Genomic DNA, 15,768 nt, shown 5'->3' on the forward strand with positions numbered 1-15,768 from the left:
CGCGCTCCACGCCGCGGTCGGCCCGCCGCAGCCGGCCCCCTCGGCCTTCGTCGCGCGCAGCGAGCACCCGAGCGGGCGCTCCGGTCAGGCGCACGCCCTCCCGCGACGGCACGCCCGGCGGCGCCCGCGCCGCCCGCGCCGCCCGCGCGCGGCGCGGCTCCGCGCTCAGCGTCACCACCGCGCCCTCGGCCGTCTCGGCCGCCGGGGCGAGCCCCAACTCGCGCAGCCGCAGCAGCAGCTGGTCGGGCGACAGCTCGGAGACCAGCACCGTGGGCGCCAGCCGCCGCAGCCGCAGCGGCTCGCACCGCCGGTCGGCGAGCAGCTGCCCCAGCGCCGTCTCGTCCTCGGACCGCAGATAGCTGCCCGCCGCGCCGACCCGCAGCCGGCCGTGGCGTCTGGCCACGTCGTCCACCAGGTAGTCCAGCGGCTGCGGCACGGGCGTGCGGGAGACCTCGGCGAGGAACGCGTGCAGCGCGTCCGTCGTCCAGCCGGCGTCCAGCGCGCGGCGGATCGATCCGGGCGTGAACCGGTAGACCGTGGCGCCGCCCGTCGACTCCACGTCGGCGGCGAGCGCCATCGTCGCCCGCAGGTCCCTGCGGAGCGGGCCGGGCGCCACCGCCGTCAGGTCGGCCTGGAGCAGCACCTGGTCGACCGGCTCGGGGAAGAGCGGCGCCAGCAGCTCGGCGGCCCTGGCCGGGCGGGGCGGCGTCTCCAGCAGCGGCCTGGCGTAGGAGGCCAACGCGCCGCGCCCGGTGATGCCGAGCGCCTCGGCCTCGCCGAGGGCGGCCTCGGTCAGCCGGTGCCTGGGCTCGGTCCCCAGCCGCCGGGGCCACTCCCAGTCCAGCCGGGCGCGCACCGCCGTCGGGTCGGCCGCGCCGCCGGGCGGCAGCGAGGCGAGCAGGGTCAGCGCCCGGTGCCGCAGCGCCGCCACCGCGCCCCGGTCCAGGCCGCTGCCGAGCGCGGCGAGCAGCCGGCCCTTGCCGTCGCGGGTGCCGACGAGCGACGGCACCCGGGTGCCGGCCAGCCACGCCGTGGCCAGCCGCAGCCAGCGTTCGCCGGTGGGCGCGGTCAGCCAGTCGTCGTAGGCGGGGGTGGGGGCGTAACGTTCGTCGGCCTCGGAGTCGGAGGCCAACAGTCCGGCGACGTAGGCGAGTTCGAGCCAGAAGACCGCCTCGGGCTCGGGCACGTCCAGGATGACGGCGGCGCGTTTCAGCTCCCGCACGCCGAGGCCGCCGGCGCGCAGCACCGGTGGGCCCTCCACCTCCCAGGCCGTCAGCAGCTTCTCCAGCACGTCCAGCGCGCGCTGCGCCGCGCCCGCGGCCGTGGCGTCGACGAGGTCGGGCGCGTGTGCGGCGACCGCCGCCACCGCCGGCGGCTCGGGGCGCGGCTCGCGGTGCGCGCGCCCCCCGCGCAGGGTGAGCGCCACCTCCCGGGGCAGCACCACGGTGCCCGGCTGGGTGGGCATCAGCAGCCCGCGGTCGAGGAGCCAGCGCAGCGGCGCGCCGGCGCGCGCCGCCTCGGGGCCGCTGCCGAGGGTGCCGTAGGGCGGGCCCCAGGTCAGCCGGTCCAGGGTGGCGGCGGCGCCGTCCGGCGCCCCGGCGAGCAGCGCGGCCAGCCGCTCGCGGTCGCCGAAGAGCGCCGCGAGCGCGCCGATCGCGCTCACCGGGTCGTGGGTGGCGGGCAGTCCGCAGGCCGCCAGCAGCTGCTGGGTGCGGCTCGGCGCCATGCCGGCGGCGGCCTCCGCCAGCGTCGGCCCGAGCCCGGTGGCGCTCGGCCGGCCGGCGCTCGGCGCCAGCAACTCCTGCGCGGTGCGCACCAGTCGCAGCCCGTCGTCCCTGCCCCACAGCAGCGCCCGGGAGCGCAGCGTCGCCAGCGCCTCGGGCAGTCGTTCCCCGCCGCCCGGCAGCAGGCGTTCGAGCGCGCGTGGTGAACAGGGGCGCTCGGCGATGGCCAGCGCTTCCGCCGTCTGGAGGGTGAAGGTGTCCAGATGCTCCAGGGCGCGCACCACGGAGGCCCGCGCGCCGGCGCGCGTGGCCAGTTGGGAGAGGTCGCCCGGCAGGGGCGACAGCAGGTCGGGGCGGGCGCGCAGCAGCTCGGACAGCTCCTCGTCGGAACGGGAGCGCAGTTCGTCGGCGAGGGTGCGCGGGCTGTCGGTGGAACCGCTGGTCATCCTGCCAACCGTAGCGGCAGTCGGTGTCAGGTGACATGGCCAGGGAAGTTCAGCGCGTCGGATGAACCGTTTCTGTGGGACGACTGCCCCGGGGCAACCGTGCCATAAGGCCCCTTCCCGGCGAGTGGACTGCCGAGGTCGGAGCGCGGCAGACTCGGGAAACCAGTCAACGGAAGGACCTGATCCACGATGCCGCCGAGGGAGAACCCAACCGCCCGACAGGCCCGACTTGGCGCCGAGTTGCGCAAGTTGCGGGTGGCGGCGGGGCATACCGCGCGCGAGACGGCGGCGATGCTGGGCACGGACCAGGGGAAGATCAGCCACATAGAGTCCGGCCGCATCGGCGTCAGCGAGGAACGCATCCGGAAGCTGGCCGACTTCTACGGTTGCGTCGACGAGGCGCTGCTCGAAGCGCTCTGCGCGATCGCCAGGGAGCACCGTGGCCAATTCTGGTGGGACGAATATCGTGGCACCCTTGCCTCCCAGTATCTGGCGGTCGCCGAGCTGGAGCACCACGCCACCGCGATGCGCACCCTCCAGACCGTGACGGTGCCGGGGCTGCTCCAGACCGAGGACTACGCGCGGGCGCTCTTCAAGGGCGGGCTGCCCGAGCCCACCGAGGAGCAGATCGACGTCCGCGTGGCGCACCGGATGCGCCGCAAGGCGGTGCTGGACCGCGACGACCCGCCGGAGTTCTGCGCGTATCTGCACGAGGCGGCGCTGCACATGCGTTTCGGCGGGCGCAAGGTGGCGCGGCGTCAGCTGGAGACGCTGATGGAGGCGGCGGACTCGCCGCGAGTGACGGTGCGGGTCATCCCGTTCACCAACGAGGACTTCTACGAGGTGACCCAGCCGATGCTCTACATCCACGGGGTGGTGCCGCAGCTGGACACCGTGCTGGTGGACGGCCCGACCGGCGGTGGACTGCTGGGCGCGGACGAGGAGTTGGCGCACTACCGGGTCTTCTTCGGGCGCGCCACGGCGCGGTCCCTGGAGCCGGAGGAGTCGCGGCAGCTGATCCACCACATCGCCAGAATGCTCTGAGCCGCGCCCACACCCCGCGTGGAAGACGTTTTCCCCGCGTGCCCGCCCCCGACGGGCCGGGCACGCGGGGCGCGTCGCGTCAGCCGAAGCGGCCGGAGACGTAGTCCTCGGTCGCCTTGTTGCTCGGCGTGGAGAAGATCCTGGTCGTCTCGTCCATCTCCACGAGGCCGCCGGGCTCGCCGATCGACTTCAGGTTGAAGAAGCCCGTCACGTCGCTGACCCGCGCCGCCTGCTGCATGTTGTGGGTCACGATGACGATCGTGTACTCCTCCTTCAGCTCCAGCATCAGGTCCTCGATCGCCTGCGTGGAGATCGGGTCCAGCGCCGAGCAGGGCTCGTCCATCAGCAGCACGTCCGGCTGGACAGCGACGGCGCGCGCGATGCACAGCCGCTGCTGCTGGCCGCCGGAGAGCCCCGAACCGGGGCGCTTCAGCCGGTCCTTGACCTCGTCCCAGAGGTTGGCCGACCGCAGGGAACGCTCCACCAGCGCGTCCATCTCGGCGCGCTTCATCCGCTTGTTGTTGAGCCGCACCCCGGCCACCACGTTGTCGTAGATCGACATCGTGGGGAACGGGTTGGGCCGCTGGAAGACCATCCCGATGTGCCGGCGGACCGCGACCGGGTCGACCTGCGCGCCGTAGAGGTCGTTGCCGTCCATCAGTACCTTGCCCTCGACCCTGGCCTTCGGCACCAGCTCGTGCATCCGGTTCAGGGTGCGCAGGAACGTGGACTTGCCGCAGCCCGAGGGCCCGATCAGGGCGGTCACCGAGCGCGGTTCTATCGTCATCGAGACGCCCTGCACGGCCAGGAACTTGTCGTAGTAGATGTCGAGATCCTTGACCTCGATGCGCTTGGCCACTGTGCTTCGCTTCCTCTTCGTGTCCGGTGTGGACTGGTGTGAACCCAACTCCCGGCGGCCGTCAGGCGCGGGTCTTCGGGGCGAACAGGCGGGAGATCAGGCGCGCCAGCAGGTTGAGCGCCATCACGACGAGGATCAGCGTGAACGCCGCCGCCCACGCCCGGTCCAGGAACGGCTCCGGGGGGATGCCCGGCGTCGCGTACTGGTTGTAGGAGAAGACCGAGAGGGTCGCCATCCGGTCGTCGAAGGGGTTGAAGTTGTCGCTCGACGTGATGCCGACGGTGACCAGCAGCGGGGCCGTCTCGCCGATCACGCGGGCGATGGCCAGCGTCACGCCGGTCGCGATGCCGGCGAGCGCGGTGGGCAGCACCACCTTCAGGACCGTGCGCCACTTCGGCACGGCCAGCGCCATCGACGCCTCGCGCAGCTCGTTCGGCACCAGCTTCAGCATCTCCTCGGTGGAGCGCACCACCACGGGGATCATCAGCACGCTCAGCGCGACCGAGCCCATGATGCCCATCCGCACGCCGGCGCCGAAGAACAGCTCGAAGAGCGCGTAGGCGAAGAGGCCGGCCACGATGGAGGGGATGCCGGTCATCACGTCGACGAAGAAGGTGATGTAGCGGGCCAGCGCGCCGCGCCCGTACTCCACCAGGTAGATCGCGGTCAGCAGGCCGATCGGCACGGAGATCAGCGCCGCGAGCCCGGTGACGATCAACGTGCCCATCAACGCGTGGTGCGCGCCGCCGCCCTCACCGACGACGCCGCGCATGGAGTTGTTGAAGAAGTCGGCGTCGAACCGTTCGAGGCCGCGGGAGAGCACCGCGCCGAGCACCGAGACCAGCGGCAGCAGCGCCACCAGGAAGGCGCCGGTCACGATCGCGGTGACCAGCCGGTCGTGCGCCTTGCGCGGGCCCTCGACGGAGCGCGACCAGCCGCATATGACCACGGTGTAGCCGACCGCGGCTATCAGCCCGGCGACCACCGGGTTCAGGTCGGCCCCCAGGTACAGGGCCAGGCCCAGTGCCGTCCACAGCAGCAGCGCGAGGGGCGCCGCCCGGCGGGGCAGCGAACCGTGGGTGAGCGCGGGGCGCTCCAGCACCACGGGCGGCTCGCCGGGCTCGGGCGCCTTGTCGAGGGAGGGGGGTGATGTGCTCATCAGTTGGCTCCCGAGAAGTCACGGCGGCGGTTGATCACCGCGCGGGCCGCCATGTTGACCAGCAGGGTGACGGCGAAGAGGACCAGGCCGGAGGCGATCAGGATGTTGATGTCCAGCCCTGAGGACTCGGGGAAGTCCAGCGCGATGTTGGCGGCGATGGTGGAGGGGTTCCCGTTGCTGATCATGTTGAAGGTGATCCCGCCCGAGGGGGAGAGCACGATCGCGACGGCCATCGTCTCGCCCAGCGCGCGGCCGAGGCCCAGCATGGAACCGCCGATGATGCTGGAGCGGCCGAACGGCAGCACCGACATCCGGATCATCTCCCAGCGGGTGGCGCCCAGCGCCAGCGACGCCTCCTCGTGGAGCCGGGGCGTCTGGAGGAACGCCTCCCTGATCACGGCCGTGGTGATCGGCAGGATCATCACCGCCAGCACGATCGACGCCACCAGCATGGTGCGTCCCGTGGTGGAGGCCGGGCCCTCGAAGAGGGGGATGAAGCCCAGGTTGTCCTCAAGCCAGCGGGTCGGCTCCACCGTCAGCGGCGCCAGCTCGGACAGGCCCCACAGGCCGAAGATGATGCTGGGCACGGCGGCCAGCAGGTCGATCACATAGCCGAGCGCCGTCGCCAGCCGGCGCGGCGCGTAGTGCGTGATGAACAGCGCGATCGCCACCGCCAGTGGCGCGGCGATCAGCAGCGCGAAGAACGCCGCCAGCAGCGTGCCGAAGAGCAGCGGCCAGATGTAGAGGACGATGCCGTCCCCGCCCGGCACCTCCTCGGGGTCGGCCCACAGCGCGGGCCACGCCTCCACCACCAGGAACGCGGCGACCCCGGCCAGGATGACCAGGATCAGCACGCCGGCCCCCGTGGCGGCGGAGGAGAACAGCTTGTCCCCCAGCCGGCTCACCGGCTTGTCGAACAGCGGCGCCCCCGGCGGTGGTGGGGGCTGGTTCTCGGGGTGCCTCAGCTCGGTGCTCGATGACACTCTTCGTTCCCTTTCTCGGCTGGAGTCCGAACGGGCCGTGGCCACCACGGGACGGCGGCCACCCGTGGGCGGGCGACCGCGTCCCGTGATGGCCGCCCGCGCCTGGCGGTTCGGACCGTCAGCCGGCCGCGATCGCGTCGATGGCGGGCTGGAGCTCCTGCCGGAGGGTGTCGGAGATCGGCGCCGAGCCCGCGGCCTCGGCGGCGGCGGCCTGGCCCTCCTCGCTGATCACGTAGGAGAGGTACGCCTTCACCAGCTCGGCCTTGGCCGCGTCGTCGTAGGTGGCGCAGGCCATCGCGTAGGACACGAGGACGATCGGGTAGGTGCCGGCCTCGGTGGTGTCGCGCGCCAGCTCGTAGGCGAAGTCGTACTCGCCGCGGCCCTCAAGGCGCTCGGAGACCTCGAGGACGTTGGCCGCGGCCTCCGGCGAGTAGGAGACGAACTCCTCGCCGACGCCCACGTTGACCGTGGACAGGTCGCCGACCTGGCTGGCGTCCGCGTAGCCGATGGTGCCGTCGCCGCCGGAGACGGCCTGGACGACGCCGGAGGTGCCCTGGGCGGCCTCGCCGCCGGAGACCGGCCACTCGTCGCTGGCCTCGTGCGGCCAGGCGTCGGGGGCGACGGCGAGCAGGTACTCGACGAAGTTCTCGGTGGTGCCGGAGGCGTCGGACCGGTTGACCGGGGTGATCGCCGTGTCGGGCAGCTCCACGTCCGGGTTGTCGGCGGCGATGGCCTCGTCGTTCCAGGTGGTGATCTCCTGGTTGAAGATGCCGGCGATGGTGGCGGGCTGGAGGTTCAGCTCGTCCACGCCCTCGACGTTGAACGCCAGCGCGATCGGGGAGACGTAGACCGGGACCTCGATGACCTCGGTGCAGCGCTCCGTCGCGGTGGCCAGCTCGTCGTCGGCCAGCGCGGCGTCGGTGCCGCCGAAGTCGGTGCCGCCCGCGATGAACTGCTCACGGCCACCGCCGGAGCCGACCGGGTCGTAGTTGACGGTGGTGTCCGGGTTGGCGGCCAGGAAGCCGGCCTGCCACGCCTGCTGGGCGGCGGCCTGGGAGCTGGCGCCGGCGCCGGAGATGGTGCCTGACAGGTCGGAGCCGCCCTCGCTGCCCCCGGAACTGCCGCCGGCGCCGTTGCCGTTGTCGCTCTCGTTGTCACTGCTGCACGCCGTGACCAACGCCAGGGCGGACACCGCGGCTATCGCGGCGAGACGAGCGCGCGTCTTGCGCATGACCTGCTCCTTGTTCCTGACCGGCCCCGTGGCCGGGATGTGGAGATGACGTCTATGACGTGTTTCGAGTCAGAACGTAGGAGCGGCCAGCGAAGCAGTGAGGGCCAGAAGGTGAACAGAAAGATAGGTTCGGCAGAACCGGGCGTTTCACAAAAAGAGTTGGAATCGTTAAGGAGCAAGCCTGGCGATCGCGACCGGGATCGGCGGTGCCACGGGAGGTGCGGGACGCCCCGCCGACCGCCGTATTCCCGGGGGAAACTCAGCCCGCCGGCGGCACCAGCCGGTAGCCGACGCCGCGCACCGTCTGGATGATCTCCGGGTGGTGCGGGTCGTCACCGAGCCGCTCCCGGAGTCGCCGAATGTGAACGGTGATGGTGTTCGAGCGCCGTGCGCCCTCGCCCCACAACTCCGTCCTGATCTGATCGCGCGTGATCACCTTTTCGGCGTGCAGCATCAGCAAGTGAAGCAGCTGGAACTCGCGCAGCGGCAACCGGGCCGTCGAGACGCCGTGCATCCGCACCTCGTAGGTGCTCGGGTCGAGCGTCAGCGGCCCGCAGACCAGCGGCTGGTCCCAGCCCCTGTGGCCCCGGTCGGCCAGGCTGAGCAGCTGCGCGACCTCGCGCGGGCGATAGGGGCGCGCGACACAGGCGCTCGCGCCGGCGGCCAGCGCGGGCGCGACCTGGGCGGTGTCCTCCGGGCCCACGCCCAGCACCACGGGGATCGACAGCCGCCGCCGCACCAGCCGCAGCACGGTTGCCCCGTCGATCAGCGGCAGGTCGGCCGAGACCAGCAGCACGTCGGGCTTGCGCAGCCCCGCCTCCAGCAGCGCGGCGGCCCCGTCGGCGCAGTGGACCACCGACACCTGGTACTTGGCCAGCTGCGTGGTCAGACCCTGCCGGATGCGCTCGTCCGCGTCGGCCAGCAGCACCACCGGGTGCGTCCCCAGCGGTATCGGTGTCGGCCCCACCGGTTCCGCGGGCCGCTCGGCGCCGACGCCGGCGCCGGCGCCGAAGGCCGGGACGTCGTCCTCCGGACCATCAAACCCCGTGCCAGGCACGGCGGTTGCCCGAGTCGAACTCAACCAGGCGCCCACGGGCTCTCCCTCGCTGTCGGTCTCGGCGGTGAAGGAACGGCCAGAGCTTGAGGTGGCCAGGCCGCGTCGCGCCACGGGAGCACAGCAGGGCACCGGCGGCCGTGCGCCCGGCTCCCGGGAGGCGTGAAAACGGTGTCCACGAGCGACGTTCACCATGTAACGAGCTGTGGGTAGCGGGTTGTGCGGCGTTCGGTGAACCCGCGATGAACAACGGCGTTCTCTCAGGTTCCGGCCCCCTCCGCCCGCCGGCGGGCCGCCGCCCCGCGCGTGCCGGCCCCATCGGGGGGCGCGCGTCAGTAGCATCAGGTGGGTACGTGGGGGGTGTTGGGGACCGGGAGCGGTCCGGGCAGGGCGAGCGCAGGGGCGATGCCGTGGGGATCGACGAAGAGAAGCTGGTGTTCGACTACCTGAGCCGGGTGGGCGATCTGGCGCATGGCACCGCCATGTCGTCGGCCGAGAGGGCCCGGCTGGTCAACCGGCTGCGGGACGAGATCGGCCGGCAGCGTTCCGGCGGCGCCTCCGACGCCCGCTCGCCCTCGGTCAAACGCATCCTGGGGCGGATCGGCAGCCCCGAGGACGTGGTCGCCGAGGCCGCGGGCTCCGCGCCGCCCGCGCCCGCGCGCCCCACCCACAGCGCGTCGACGAGCCGCCCCTCGGCGTCCCCCGCCGGCCCCGCCTGGCCCTCGTCCGCCGCCTCGTCCTCGTCCGCCGCCTCGCCCGCCCCCGAGGCGCCGGCCCCCGAGCTGCCCACCCCGCGCGAGGCCGACCCGCGAGCCGGGGCGCGCCCCGAGGTGGCGGCGCGCTGGCCCGCGGAGGGCCAGCCGCGGGTGACCGGCTGGCAGCAGGGCTCCGACGAGCAGATCGCCGGCTTCAGCGGCGGCATCGACATCCCCGAGCTGATGCACCCCAGCGGGCTGGCCGCCCCCGAGCCCGGCGCCGCGACCGAGGCCGAGCTGACGGCCGCCGAGGCGGAACGCGAGGCCGCGGAGGCCGCCCTCGCCCGGCCGGTGGTCGAGGACGCCGACCCGCCGCGCCCGCGCCGGGGCGCCCGGCTGGCCAGGGCCGTCCTCGCCGGCCGCCGCCGGGGCGGGATCGTCGAGCTGCTGGGCGTGGCGGCGCTGGCCGGCGGCGCGGTGTTCGGCTCGTTCCCCGCGATGCTGGCGGGCTGGGCGCTCGCCTACTGGTCGCCCCGGCTCTCCCCACGCGCCGGCCAGTGGGCGACGTTCGGGATGCCGGCGCTGGTCGCCACCGGCTACGGGGTCTGGCTGATGGGCCGCGCCGGCGGCTACTGGGGCGAGGCCCTCGCCGACGGGCAGGCCAACGAGCTGCTGCGCGACGACTGGCCCACCCTGCTGCGGCTGGCCGGCCTCGCCTCCGCCGCGCTGCTCCTCTTCCTGGCCCGCAGACCGGTCAAGGAGGGGTGACGCCGGCCGCCGGCCGCCGGCCGGCGCCCTCAGCCCGCCAGGGTCTCCTCGATCTCGTCGAGGATGCCCTCCGCCGCCGTGTAGCCGATGCCGAGGAACCACAGCTGGTCGTTGACGGGGAAGGCGCGGTTCTCCCGCACGGCGGTCAGGTCCTCCCACAGCGGGCCGCCGACGGCGGCGTCCTCGCCCGAGGCGTCGGTGTCGCCGTACGAGGAGTAGTAGATGACGTCGCCGTCGGCCTGGTCGACCTGCTCGGGGCTGACCTCCACGGCGAAGCCGTCGGTGGCCTCGTCGACGATAGCCGGCCGGCCCAGGCCCACGTCGGCGAGGACGGTGCCGATGTAGTTCTCCCGGCCGTAGAGCCGGGTGTTGCCGCCGTCGATGAAGCGCAGCATGCTGACCTCGGTCCCGGCCGCCGCCTCCGGCCCGCCGAGCGCCTCGGTGACCTCGGCGACCCGCGTCTCGTACGCCGCCACGGCCTCCTCCGCCTCGGCCGACCTGCCCATGGCCTCGGCGTGCAGCAGGAAGTTCTCCTTCCACGGCGCGCCGACGGTCTCGCTGAAGACGGTCGGCGCGATCGCCGACAGCTCGTCGTAGCTCTGCTCGTCGCGGACCTTGCTGCCGATGATCAGGTCGGGGTCGAGCTCGTGGATGGCCTCCAGGTTGGGGGCGGCGATGTTGCCGACGTTCCGGACGTCGGTCAGCCGCTCCTGCGGCAGGTAGTCGAGGAACTCCCGCGTCGCGTCGGCCTGCACCGCGCCGACGGGGACGACCCCCAGGGTGATCGCCGTGTCCAGCTCGGCGGTGTCCAGCACCACCACGCGCTCCGGGTTCTCGGGCACCTCGACCGGCCCCATCGCGGTCTCCACGGTCCTGCCGCCCCCGCCCGACCCGCCGTCGGAGCCCCCCGAGCCGGCGGACCCGGAGTCGTCGCCGCAGGCGGCGAGCGTCACGGCGCAGGCCAGCGCGAGCGCGGAGGCGGTGATGCGTCGGTTCATGAGCGGGACGCCCTTCTCTCGGTCTTCTCTCGGTCTTCGGCGAACTTCGGCGAACGGGCCAAGGCCGTGGGGGAGTTCATCGCGGCCCCCCGGGAACGGGGACCGGCGCGCGGGGCACCACCAGCGGCGAGCCGGTGACGGGGTCGGGGATCACCACGGCGGCCAGCCCGAAGACCTCGTCGACCAGCTCGGCGGTGACGACCTCCTCGGGGCGCCCGCGCGCCGCTATCCGCCCGTCCTTCATCGCGACCAGGTGGTCGGCGTAGCGGGCGGCCTGGTTCAGGTCGTGCAGCACGGTCACCACGGTGCGGGCCGGCGCCTCCTCGGTCGGGGTGGCCAACTGGCGCACCAGGTCGAGCACCTCGACCTGGTGCGCGATGTCCAGATAGGTCGTCGGCTCGTCCAGCAGCAGCAGGTCCGTCCGCTGGGCCAGCGCCATCGCGATCCAGACGCGCTGCCGCTGCCCGCCGGAGAGCGCGTCCACCGGGCGGTCGGCCAGCCCGGCGACGTCGGTGCGTTCCATCGCCTCGGCGACCGCCTCCTCGTCGGTCGGCGACCACTGCTGCCACCAGCGCTGGTGCGGCTGCCGGCCGCGGGAGACCAGGTCGGCGACGGTGATCGCCTCCGGCGCCACCGGGGTCTGCGGCAGCAGCCCCAGCGACTGGGCGATCCGCCGGGTGGAGAGCGTGTGCAGCTCGGCGCCGTCCAGCAGCACCGCGCCGGCGCGCGGCTTCAGCAGCCGGCCCAGGGCGCGCAGCGTCGTCGACTTGCCGCAGGCGTTGGGGCCGACGATCACGGTGACCCGGCCGTCGGGTATGTCCACGTCCAGGCCGTCGACGACCGGGCGGTCCGCCTCGTAGCCGAGGGTCAGCCCCCTGGCCGCCAGCCGGCCGGCCGGCTCCCGCTCGGAACGCGTGCTCATGTCCGGCCTCCGGTGCGGTTGTTGAGGATCAGCCACAGCAGGTAGGGCGCGCCGATCGCCGCCGTGACCACCCCGGCCGGCAGCTCCGTCGGCGAGAACAGCGTCCGCGCCAGCAGGTCGGCCAGCACGGTCAGGCTCGCCCCGACCAGCGCCGTGGTCAGCAGCGGTATCTGCGCCGTGCCGGTCAGCCGGCGGGCGATCTGCGGCGAGAGCAGCGCGACGAAGTCGACGGGGCCGGCCGTGCCGGTGGCCAGCGCCGCCAGCAGCACCCCGACGGTCGCCAGCCCCAGGCGGGTCGCGTTCAGCCGCACGCCGAGCGCGGTCGCCGTGTCGTCGTCCAGGGTCACGGTCCGCTGCGCGCGCGCCGCCCAGCAGACGGCGGGCAGCACCGCCAGCAGCGCCCAGGCCAGCGGCTCGGCCTCGGCGTAGCCGCGCCCGTGGAACGAGCCCGTCATCCACACCGTCGCCTGCTGCGCCACGGTGTGGTCGCCCTTGGTGAGGAAGAGCTGGGTGACCGCGCGCAGCGCCACCGCGAGCCCGATGCCGACCAGCACGAACCGCGCGGCGTGCAGCCCGCCGCGCCACGCGAGGAGATAGACCAGCCCGGCGGCGGCGAGCCCGCCGGCGACCGCCCAGTAGGGCAGCACCGCCGTGGAGGCCAGCCCGTAGGTCATGGCGACCACCGCGACGGCGGCGGCGCCCTGGCTGACGCCGATGATGTCGGGGCTGGCCAGCGGGTTGCGCGCGACGGTCTGGATCAGCGCGCCCGCCACCGCCAGCGCGGCGCCGACCAGCAGCGCCACCGTCAGCCGCGGCAGCCGCAACACCCCGATCACGAAGTCGTGTTCGTCCGTCAGCCCCAGCACCGAACGGATCGCCTCCAGCGGCGGCACCGTGGACTCGCCGAACGACAGGCTTGCCACACAGCCGGCGGCCAGCACCAGCGCCAGCACCGTCGCGGCCAGCAGCGCCCTGCCGTGCAGCAGGAACGAGGCGCCGCCCGGCAGCCGCAGCACCCGGTAGCCGGTGGGGCGGGCGCCACCGCGCCCGGTCGTGGCGGCGCGCGGGCCGCCCAGCGTCGCGGTCATCGCGTTCCCCCCTTCGTGCGCCAGCCGTTCATCCGCGCACCGCCGAGCGGCGCACCAGATAGACCAGGAACGGCACGCCGACCAGCGCCGTCGTCACCCCGGCCGGCACCTCGGACGGCGGGAAGACCAGCCGGCCGACCACGTCGGAGACCAGCAGCACCACCGCCCCGAGCAGCGCCGACATCGGCAGCAGCCAGCGGTGCCCGCCGCCGACCAGCGCCCGCCCGATGTGCGGGACGGCGAGCCCCACGAACGCGATCGGCCCGGCCGCCGCCACCCCCGCGCCCGTGAGCACCGCGGCGCCCAGTCCGCCGGTGATCCGCACCACCGCCACGTTCTGGCCCAGCCCGCGCGCGACGTCGTCGCCGAGCGCCAACGCGTCGAGCCCCCGCGCCGCCGCGGCCACCAGCACGACGCCCGCCAGCAGGAACGGCCATATCCGCGCGGCGATGTCGGCGTCCCTGCCGGTCAACGAGCCGACCTGCCAGAAGCGGAACTCGTCCAGCGTCGCGCCGTGCGTGGTCAGCACCCCGGCGATCACCGACGCCAGCAGCGCGTTGATCGCCGCGCCCGCCAGCGCCAGCCGCACCGGTGTCGCGCCGCCCCGGCCCTGGTTGGCGACGGCGTAGACGACGACGGCCGCCAGCGCGGCGCCGACGAACGCGAACCACACGTAGTCGTCGAGGGAGTCGGCGCCCGTGTAGGCGATCGCCAGCACCACCGCGACCGAGGCGCCCTGGCTGACGCCGAGGATGCCGGGTTCGGCGATCGGGTTGCGGGTCAGGCCCTGCATCGCCGCGCCCGCCATGCCGAGCGCGGCGCCGACCATCAGCGCGATCAGGGTGCGCGGCACCCGGAGTTCGCGCACCACCTTGGCCGCGCTGGCGTCCTCGCCGGTCAGCGCGTCCGGGGACTCGGTCAGCGCGCGCAGCAGCTGGTCGAAGCCGATCGAACGGCTGCCGAGGGCGACGCTGAGCAGCATCGCGACCCCCACGGCGGCCACCCCGGCCAGCAGCCAGCCGAGCCGCCGCGCGGCGGTGCCGCGGCGTTCGACGGGGGGCCGGCGTTCGGCGAGCGTGGACATCGTTCCTCGGGGGGGTCCTTCGCGCGGTGCGTGCGGGTGAGCGGGTGGGCAATGAGACCGTGGGACAGTGAGACCGTGGGGCAGTTAGGTAAGGCGAGCCTAAGTGTAGGCAACTGCCAGGGGCACAATAGCCGCATGTCCTTCGCAGCGCCGACGCATCCCCAGAACCCCGAAGGCGACCCCGGAGCGGACTCCGCACGCGCCACCGCACGCCCCCCGGAGCGCGCCCCCGGGCCCGACAGCGCGCCCCACCCCCGGTTCACCGTCGGGTTCGACCTCGACATGACCCTGGTCGACTCCCGGCCCGGCATCCACCGCACCTACACGGCGCTCGCCGAGGAGACCGGCGTGCCCATCGACGCCGACCTCGCCGTCAGCCGCCTCGGGCCGCCGCTGGAGGACGAGTTGGCCTGCTGGTTCCCGCCCGAGCGGGTGCCGGCCGTCGCCGACCAGTACCGCGCGCTGTACGTGCGGCTGGCGATCGAACCCTCGCTGCTGCTGCCGGGCGCCGCCGAGGCCGTAGAGACCGTGCGCGGGCTCGGCGGGCGCAGCGTGGTCGTCACCGCCAAGCACGCGCCCAACGCCCGGCTGCACATGGACCATCTGGGCCTGCGCGCCGACGTGCTGGTCGGCTCGCTCTGGGCCGAACGCAAGGCGGAGGCCCTGCGCGAGCACACCGCCGGCGTGTACGTCGGCGACCACGTCGGGGACGTGCGCGGGGCGCGCGCCGCGGGCGCCGTCTCCGTCGCCGTCGCGACCGGTCCCTGCCCCGCCGACGAACTTCGGGAGGCCGGCGCGGACGTGGTGCTGACCGACCTCACCGCGTTCCCCGACTGGCTGGCCGGCCACCTCGCCGGGGTCTAGGCGGAGTCCGGCACCGCCACGCGCTGCGCCGCGCGGTCCTCGCGGCGCTGCGCGGCCACCGAGCGCATCAGCCCGCAGCCGGCGACGAAGAACCCCACCCCCATCAGCATGGAGACCAGATAGGCGGCGGTCGGCAGCGCGTCCGCCCCGACCAGCAACGGAATCACGGTGATCAGGGTCGCCAGCGCCCCGACGGCGAAGATCACGCCGCCGATCCGCACGAGCCTGTCCCCTGCTTGGTTGGTACTCACCACCACAGGATCGCAGGTACGAGCATATTTACGACCGGCCGGGGGCAGTGATCCTCCGAAACGGCTCGGCAGCATCTTGTCACCGGGCCGGGGGCGATTAGCCTTGGATCGGCGGGCCGATGTGGCCCGCCTCACTGCTATGCGAGCGAGGACGAGGACACGTGCCTACCGGCAAGGTGAAGTGGTTCAACAGCGAGAAGGGCTTCGGCTTCCTTTCCCGCGACGACGGCGGCGACGTCTTTGTGCACTCCTCCGCCTTGCCCGCCGGGCTGGATCTGCTGAAGCCGGGCCAGCGCGTGGAGTTCGGGGTGGTCGCCGGCCAGCGCGGGGACCAGGCGCTCTCCGTGGTGCTGCTCGACCCGGTGCCCTCGGTGGCCGCCGCGCAGCGCCGCAAGCCGGACGAGCTGGCGTCCATCGTCCAGGACCTGACGACGCTGCTGGACGGCGTCTCCCAGCAGTTGGAGCGCGGTCGCTACCCCGACCGCGCGGCCGGCCGCAAGATCGCGGGAATGCTCCGCGCCGTCGCCGACCAACTGGACGTCTGAGGTCCGGGCCCCCGGACGCCGCGGCGCTTCCGGGGGCGACGGCCGACCGGCCC

Annotated in this window: 15 protein-coding genes; 4 read left to right on the forward strand and 11 right to left on the reverse strand. The window is 73.9% G+C overall.

Annotated elements, in window-relative coordinates; translation table 11 throughout:
- On the reverse strand, window positions 1–2,170 hold a 2,170-nt coding region (locus FH715_RS23420), incomplete at its 3' end, for a helicase-associated domain-containing protein (RefSeq protein WP_139648581.1).
- Window positions 2,171–2,359: 189 nt separating this feature from the next.
- Here FH715_RS23420 and FH715_RS23425 point away from each other — a divergent pair.
- A complete protein-coding gene (locus FH715_RS23425; RefSeq protein ID WP_139648583.1) occupies window positions 2,360–3,214 on the forward strand; it encodes a helix-turn-helix domain-containing protein in 855 nt (284 codons plus the stop codon).
- 79 nt (window positions 3,215–3,293) lie between these two features.
- Here FH715_RS23425 and pstB read toward each other — a convergent pair whose 3' ends face one another.
- The 5 genes from pstB to FH715_RS23450 all read right to left on the reverse strand — a co-directional run bounded on the left by pstB (window position 3,294) and on the right by FH715_RS23450 (window position 8,503).
- On the reverse strand, window positions 3,294–4,073 hold the full coding sequence (gene pstB / locus FH715_RS23430; protein WP_139648585.1) for a phosphate ABC transporter ATP-binding protein PstB: 780 nt from the start codon (window positions 4,071–4,073) through the stop codon (window positions 3,294–3,296).
- A gap of 61 nt (window positions 4,074–4,134) precedes the next feature.
- A complete protein-coding gene (gene pstA / locus FH715_RS23435) occupies window positions 4,135–5,232 on the reverse strand; it encodes a phosphate ABC transporter permease PstA (RefSeq protein WP_139648587.1) in 1,098 nt (365 codons plus the stop codon).
- Window positions 5,232–6,215: a phosphate ABC transporter permease subunit PstC gene (gene pstC, locus FH715_RS23440; RefSeq protein ID WP_211367749.1), complete on the reverse strand. Its 984-nt coding sequence runs from the start codon at window positions 6,213–6,215 to the stop codon at window positions 5,232–5,234. Before pstC ends, pstA begins: the two co-directional genes overlap by 1 nt.
- Window positions 6,216–6,333: 118 nt before the next feature.
- Window positions 6,334–7,446, reverse strand: coding sequence for a phosphate ABC transporter substrate-binding protein PstS (gene pstS / locus FH715_RS23445; protein ID WP_139648589.1), 1,113 nt, complete (start codon window positions 7,444–7,446; stop codon window positions 6,334–6,336).
- Between the two features lie 259 nt (window positions 7,447–7,705).
- Complete coding sequence (locus tag FH715_RS23450) at window positions 7,706–8,503, reverse strand: response regulator transcription factor (protein ID WP_246108927.1); 798 nt, start codon at window positions 8,501–8,503, stop codon at window positions 7,706–7,708.
- A 407-nt stretch (window positions 8,504–8,910) separates the two neighbouring features.
- Between FH715_RS23450 and FH715_RS28375 the strand changes: the two genes are divergently transcribed.
- Entirely contained in the window at window positions 8,911–9,963 is a 1,053-nt protein-coding gene (locus tag FH715_RS28375) for a hypothetical protein (protein WP_170184799.1), read from the forward strand.
- Between the two features lie 29 nt (window positions 9,964–9,992).
- On the opposite strand, the gene FH715_RS23465 is transcribed toward FH715_RS28375, so the two are convergent.
- The 4 genes from FH715_RS23465 to FH715_RS23480 all read right to left on the reverse strand — a co-directional run bounded on the left by FH715_RS23465 (window position 9,993) and on the right by FH715_RS23480 (window position 14,055).
- Window positions 9,993–10,961, reverse strand: a complete 969-nt coding sequence (locus tag FH715_RS23465) for an ABC transporter substrate-binding protein (RefSeq protein ID WP_139648592.1) — start codon at window positions 10,959–10,961, stop codon at window positions 9,993–9,995.
- 76 nt (window positions 10,962–11,037) lie between these two features.
- Window positions 11,038–11,883: an ABC transporter ATP-binding protein gene (locus FH715_RS23470; protein ID WP_139648594.1), complete on the reverse strand. Its 846-nt coding sequence runs from the start codon at window positions 11,881–11,883 to the stop codon at window positions 11,038–11,040.
- Window positions 11,880–12,971, reverse strand: coding sequence for a FecCD family ABC transporter permease (locus FH715_RS23475; RefSeq protein WP_139648596.1), 1,092 nt, complete (start codon window positions 12,969–12,971; stop codon window positions 11,880–11,882). The genes FH715_RS23470 and FH715_RS23475 overlap by 4 nt, the downstream gene beginning before the upstream one ends.
- 28 nt (window positions 12,972–12,999) lie before the next feature.
- Window positions 13,000–14,055 carry a FecCD family ABC transporter permease gene (locus FH715_RS23480; protein WP_139648598.1) on the reverse strand — a complete coding sequence of 352 codons (1,056 nt, stop codon included), beginning with the start codon at window positions 14,053–14,055 and terminating at the stop codon, window positions 13,000–13,002.
- A gap of 135 nt (window positions 14,056–14,190) precedes the next feature.
- Here FH715_RS23480 and FH715_RS23485 point away from each other — a divergent pair, with 135 nt between their 5' ends.
- Window positions 14,191–14,919: an HAD family hydrolase gene (locus FH715_RS23485; RefSeq protein WP_170184800.1), complete on the forward strand. Its 729-nt coding sequence runs from the start codon at window positions 14,191–14,193 to the stop codon at window positions 14,917–14,919.
- On the opposite strand, the gene FH715_RS23490 is transcribed toward FH715_RS23485, so the two are convergent.
- Window positions 14,916–15,170, reverse strand: a complete 255-nt coding sequence (locus FH715_RS23490) for a hypothetical protein (protein WP_342782188.1) — start codon at window positions 15,168–15,170, stop codon at window positions 14,916–14,918. The two genes, FH715_RS23485 and FH715_RS23490, sit on opposite strands and share 4 nt — an antisense overlap.
- 161 nt (window positions 15,171–15,331) lie before the next feature.
- On the opposite strand from FH715_RS23490, the gene FH715_RS29390 reads away from it, so the two are divergent.
- On the forward strand, window positions 15,332–15,715 hold the full coding sequence (locus FH715_RS29390) for a cold-shock protein (RefSeq protein WP_139648628.1): 384 nt from the start codon (window positions 15,332–15,334) through the stop codon (window positions 15,713–15,715).
- Window positions 15,716–15,768 lie beyond the last annotated feature (53 nt).

This window comes from Streptomyces sedi, from assembly GCF_006335015.1.
GTDB classification, from domain to species: Bacteria; Actinomycetota; Actinomycetes; order Streptomycetales; family Streptomycetaceae; genus Streptomyces; species Streptomyces sedi.

Coding starts and splice junctions, on each gene's coding strand:
- FH715_RS23475 (WP_139648596.1), bottom strand. CDS start 12,971: ATGACCGCGACGCTGGGCGGCCCGCGCGCCGCCACGACCGGGCGCGGT.
- FH715_RS23465 (WP_139648592.1), bottom strand. CDS start 10,961: ATGAACCGACGCATCACCGCCTCCGCGCTCGCGCTGGCCTGCGCCGTG.
- FH715_RS23480 (WP_139648598.1), bottom strand. CDS start 14,055: ATGTCCACGCTCGCCGAACGCCGGCCCCCCGTCGAACGCCGCGGCACC.
- FH715_RS23485 (WP_170184800.1), top strand. CDS start 14,191: ATGTCCTTCGCAGCGCCGACGCATCCCCAGAACCCCGAAGGCGACCCC.
- pstS (WP_139648589.1), bottom strand. CDS start 7,446: ATGCGCAAGACGCGCGCTCGTCTCGCCGCGATAGCCGCGGTGTCCGCC.
- FH715_RS23425 (WP_139648583.1), top strand. CDS start 2,360: ATGCCGCCGAGGGAGAACCCAACCGCCCGACAGGCCCGACTTGGCGCC.
- FH715_RS23470 (WP_139648594.1), bottom strand. CDS start 11,883: ATGAGCACGCGTTCCGAGCGGGAGCCGGCCGGCCGGCTGGCGGCCAGG.
- pstA (WP_139648587.1), bottom strand. CDS start 5,232: ATGAGCACATCACCCCCCTCCCTCGACAAGGCGCCCGAGCCCGGCGAG.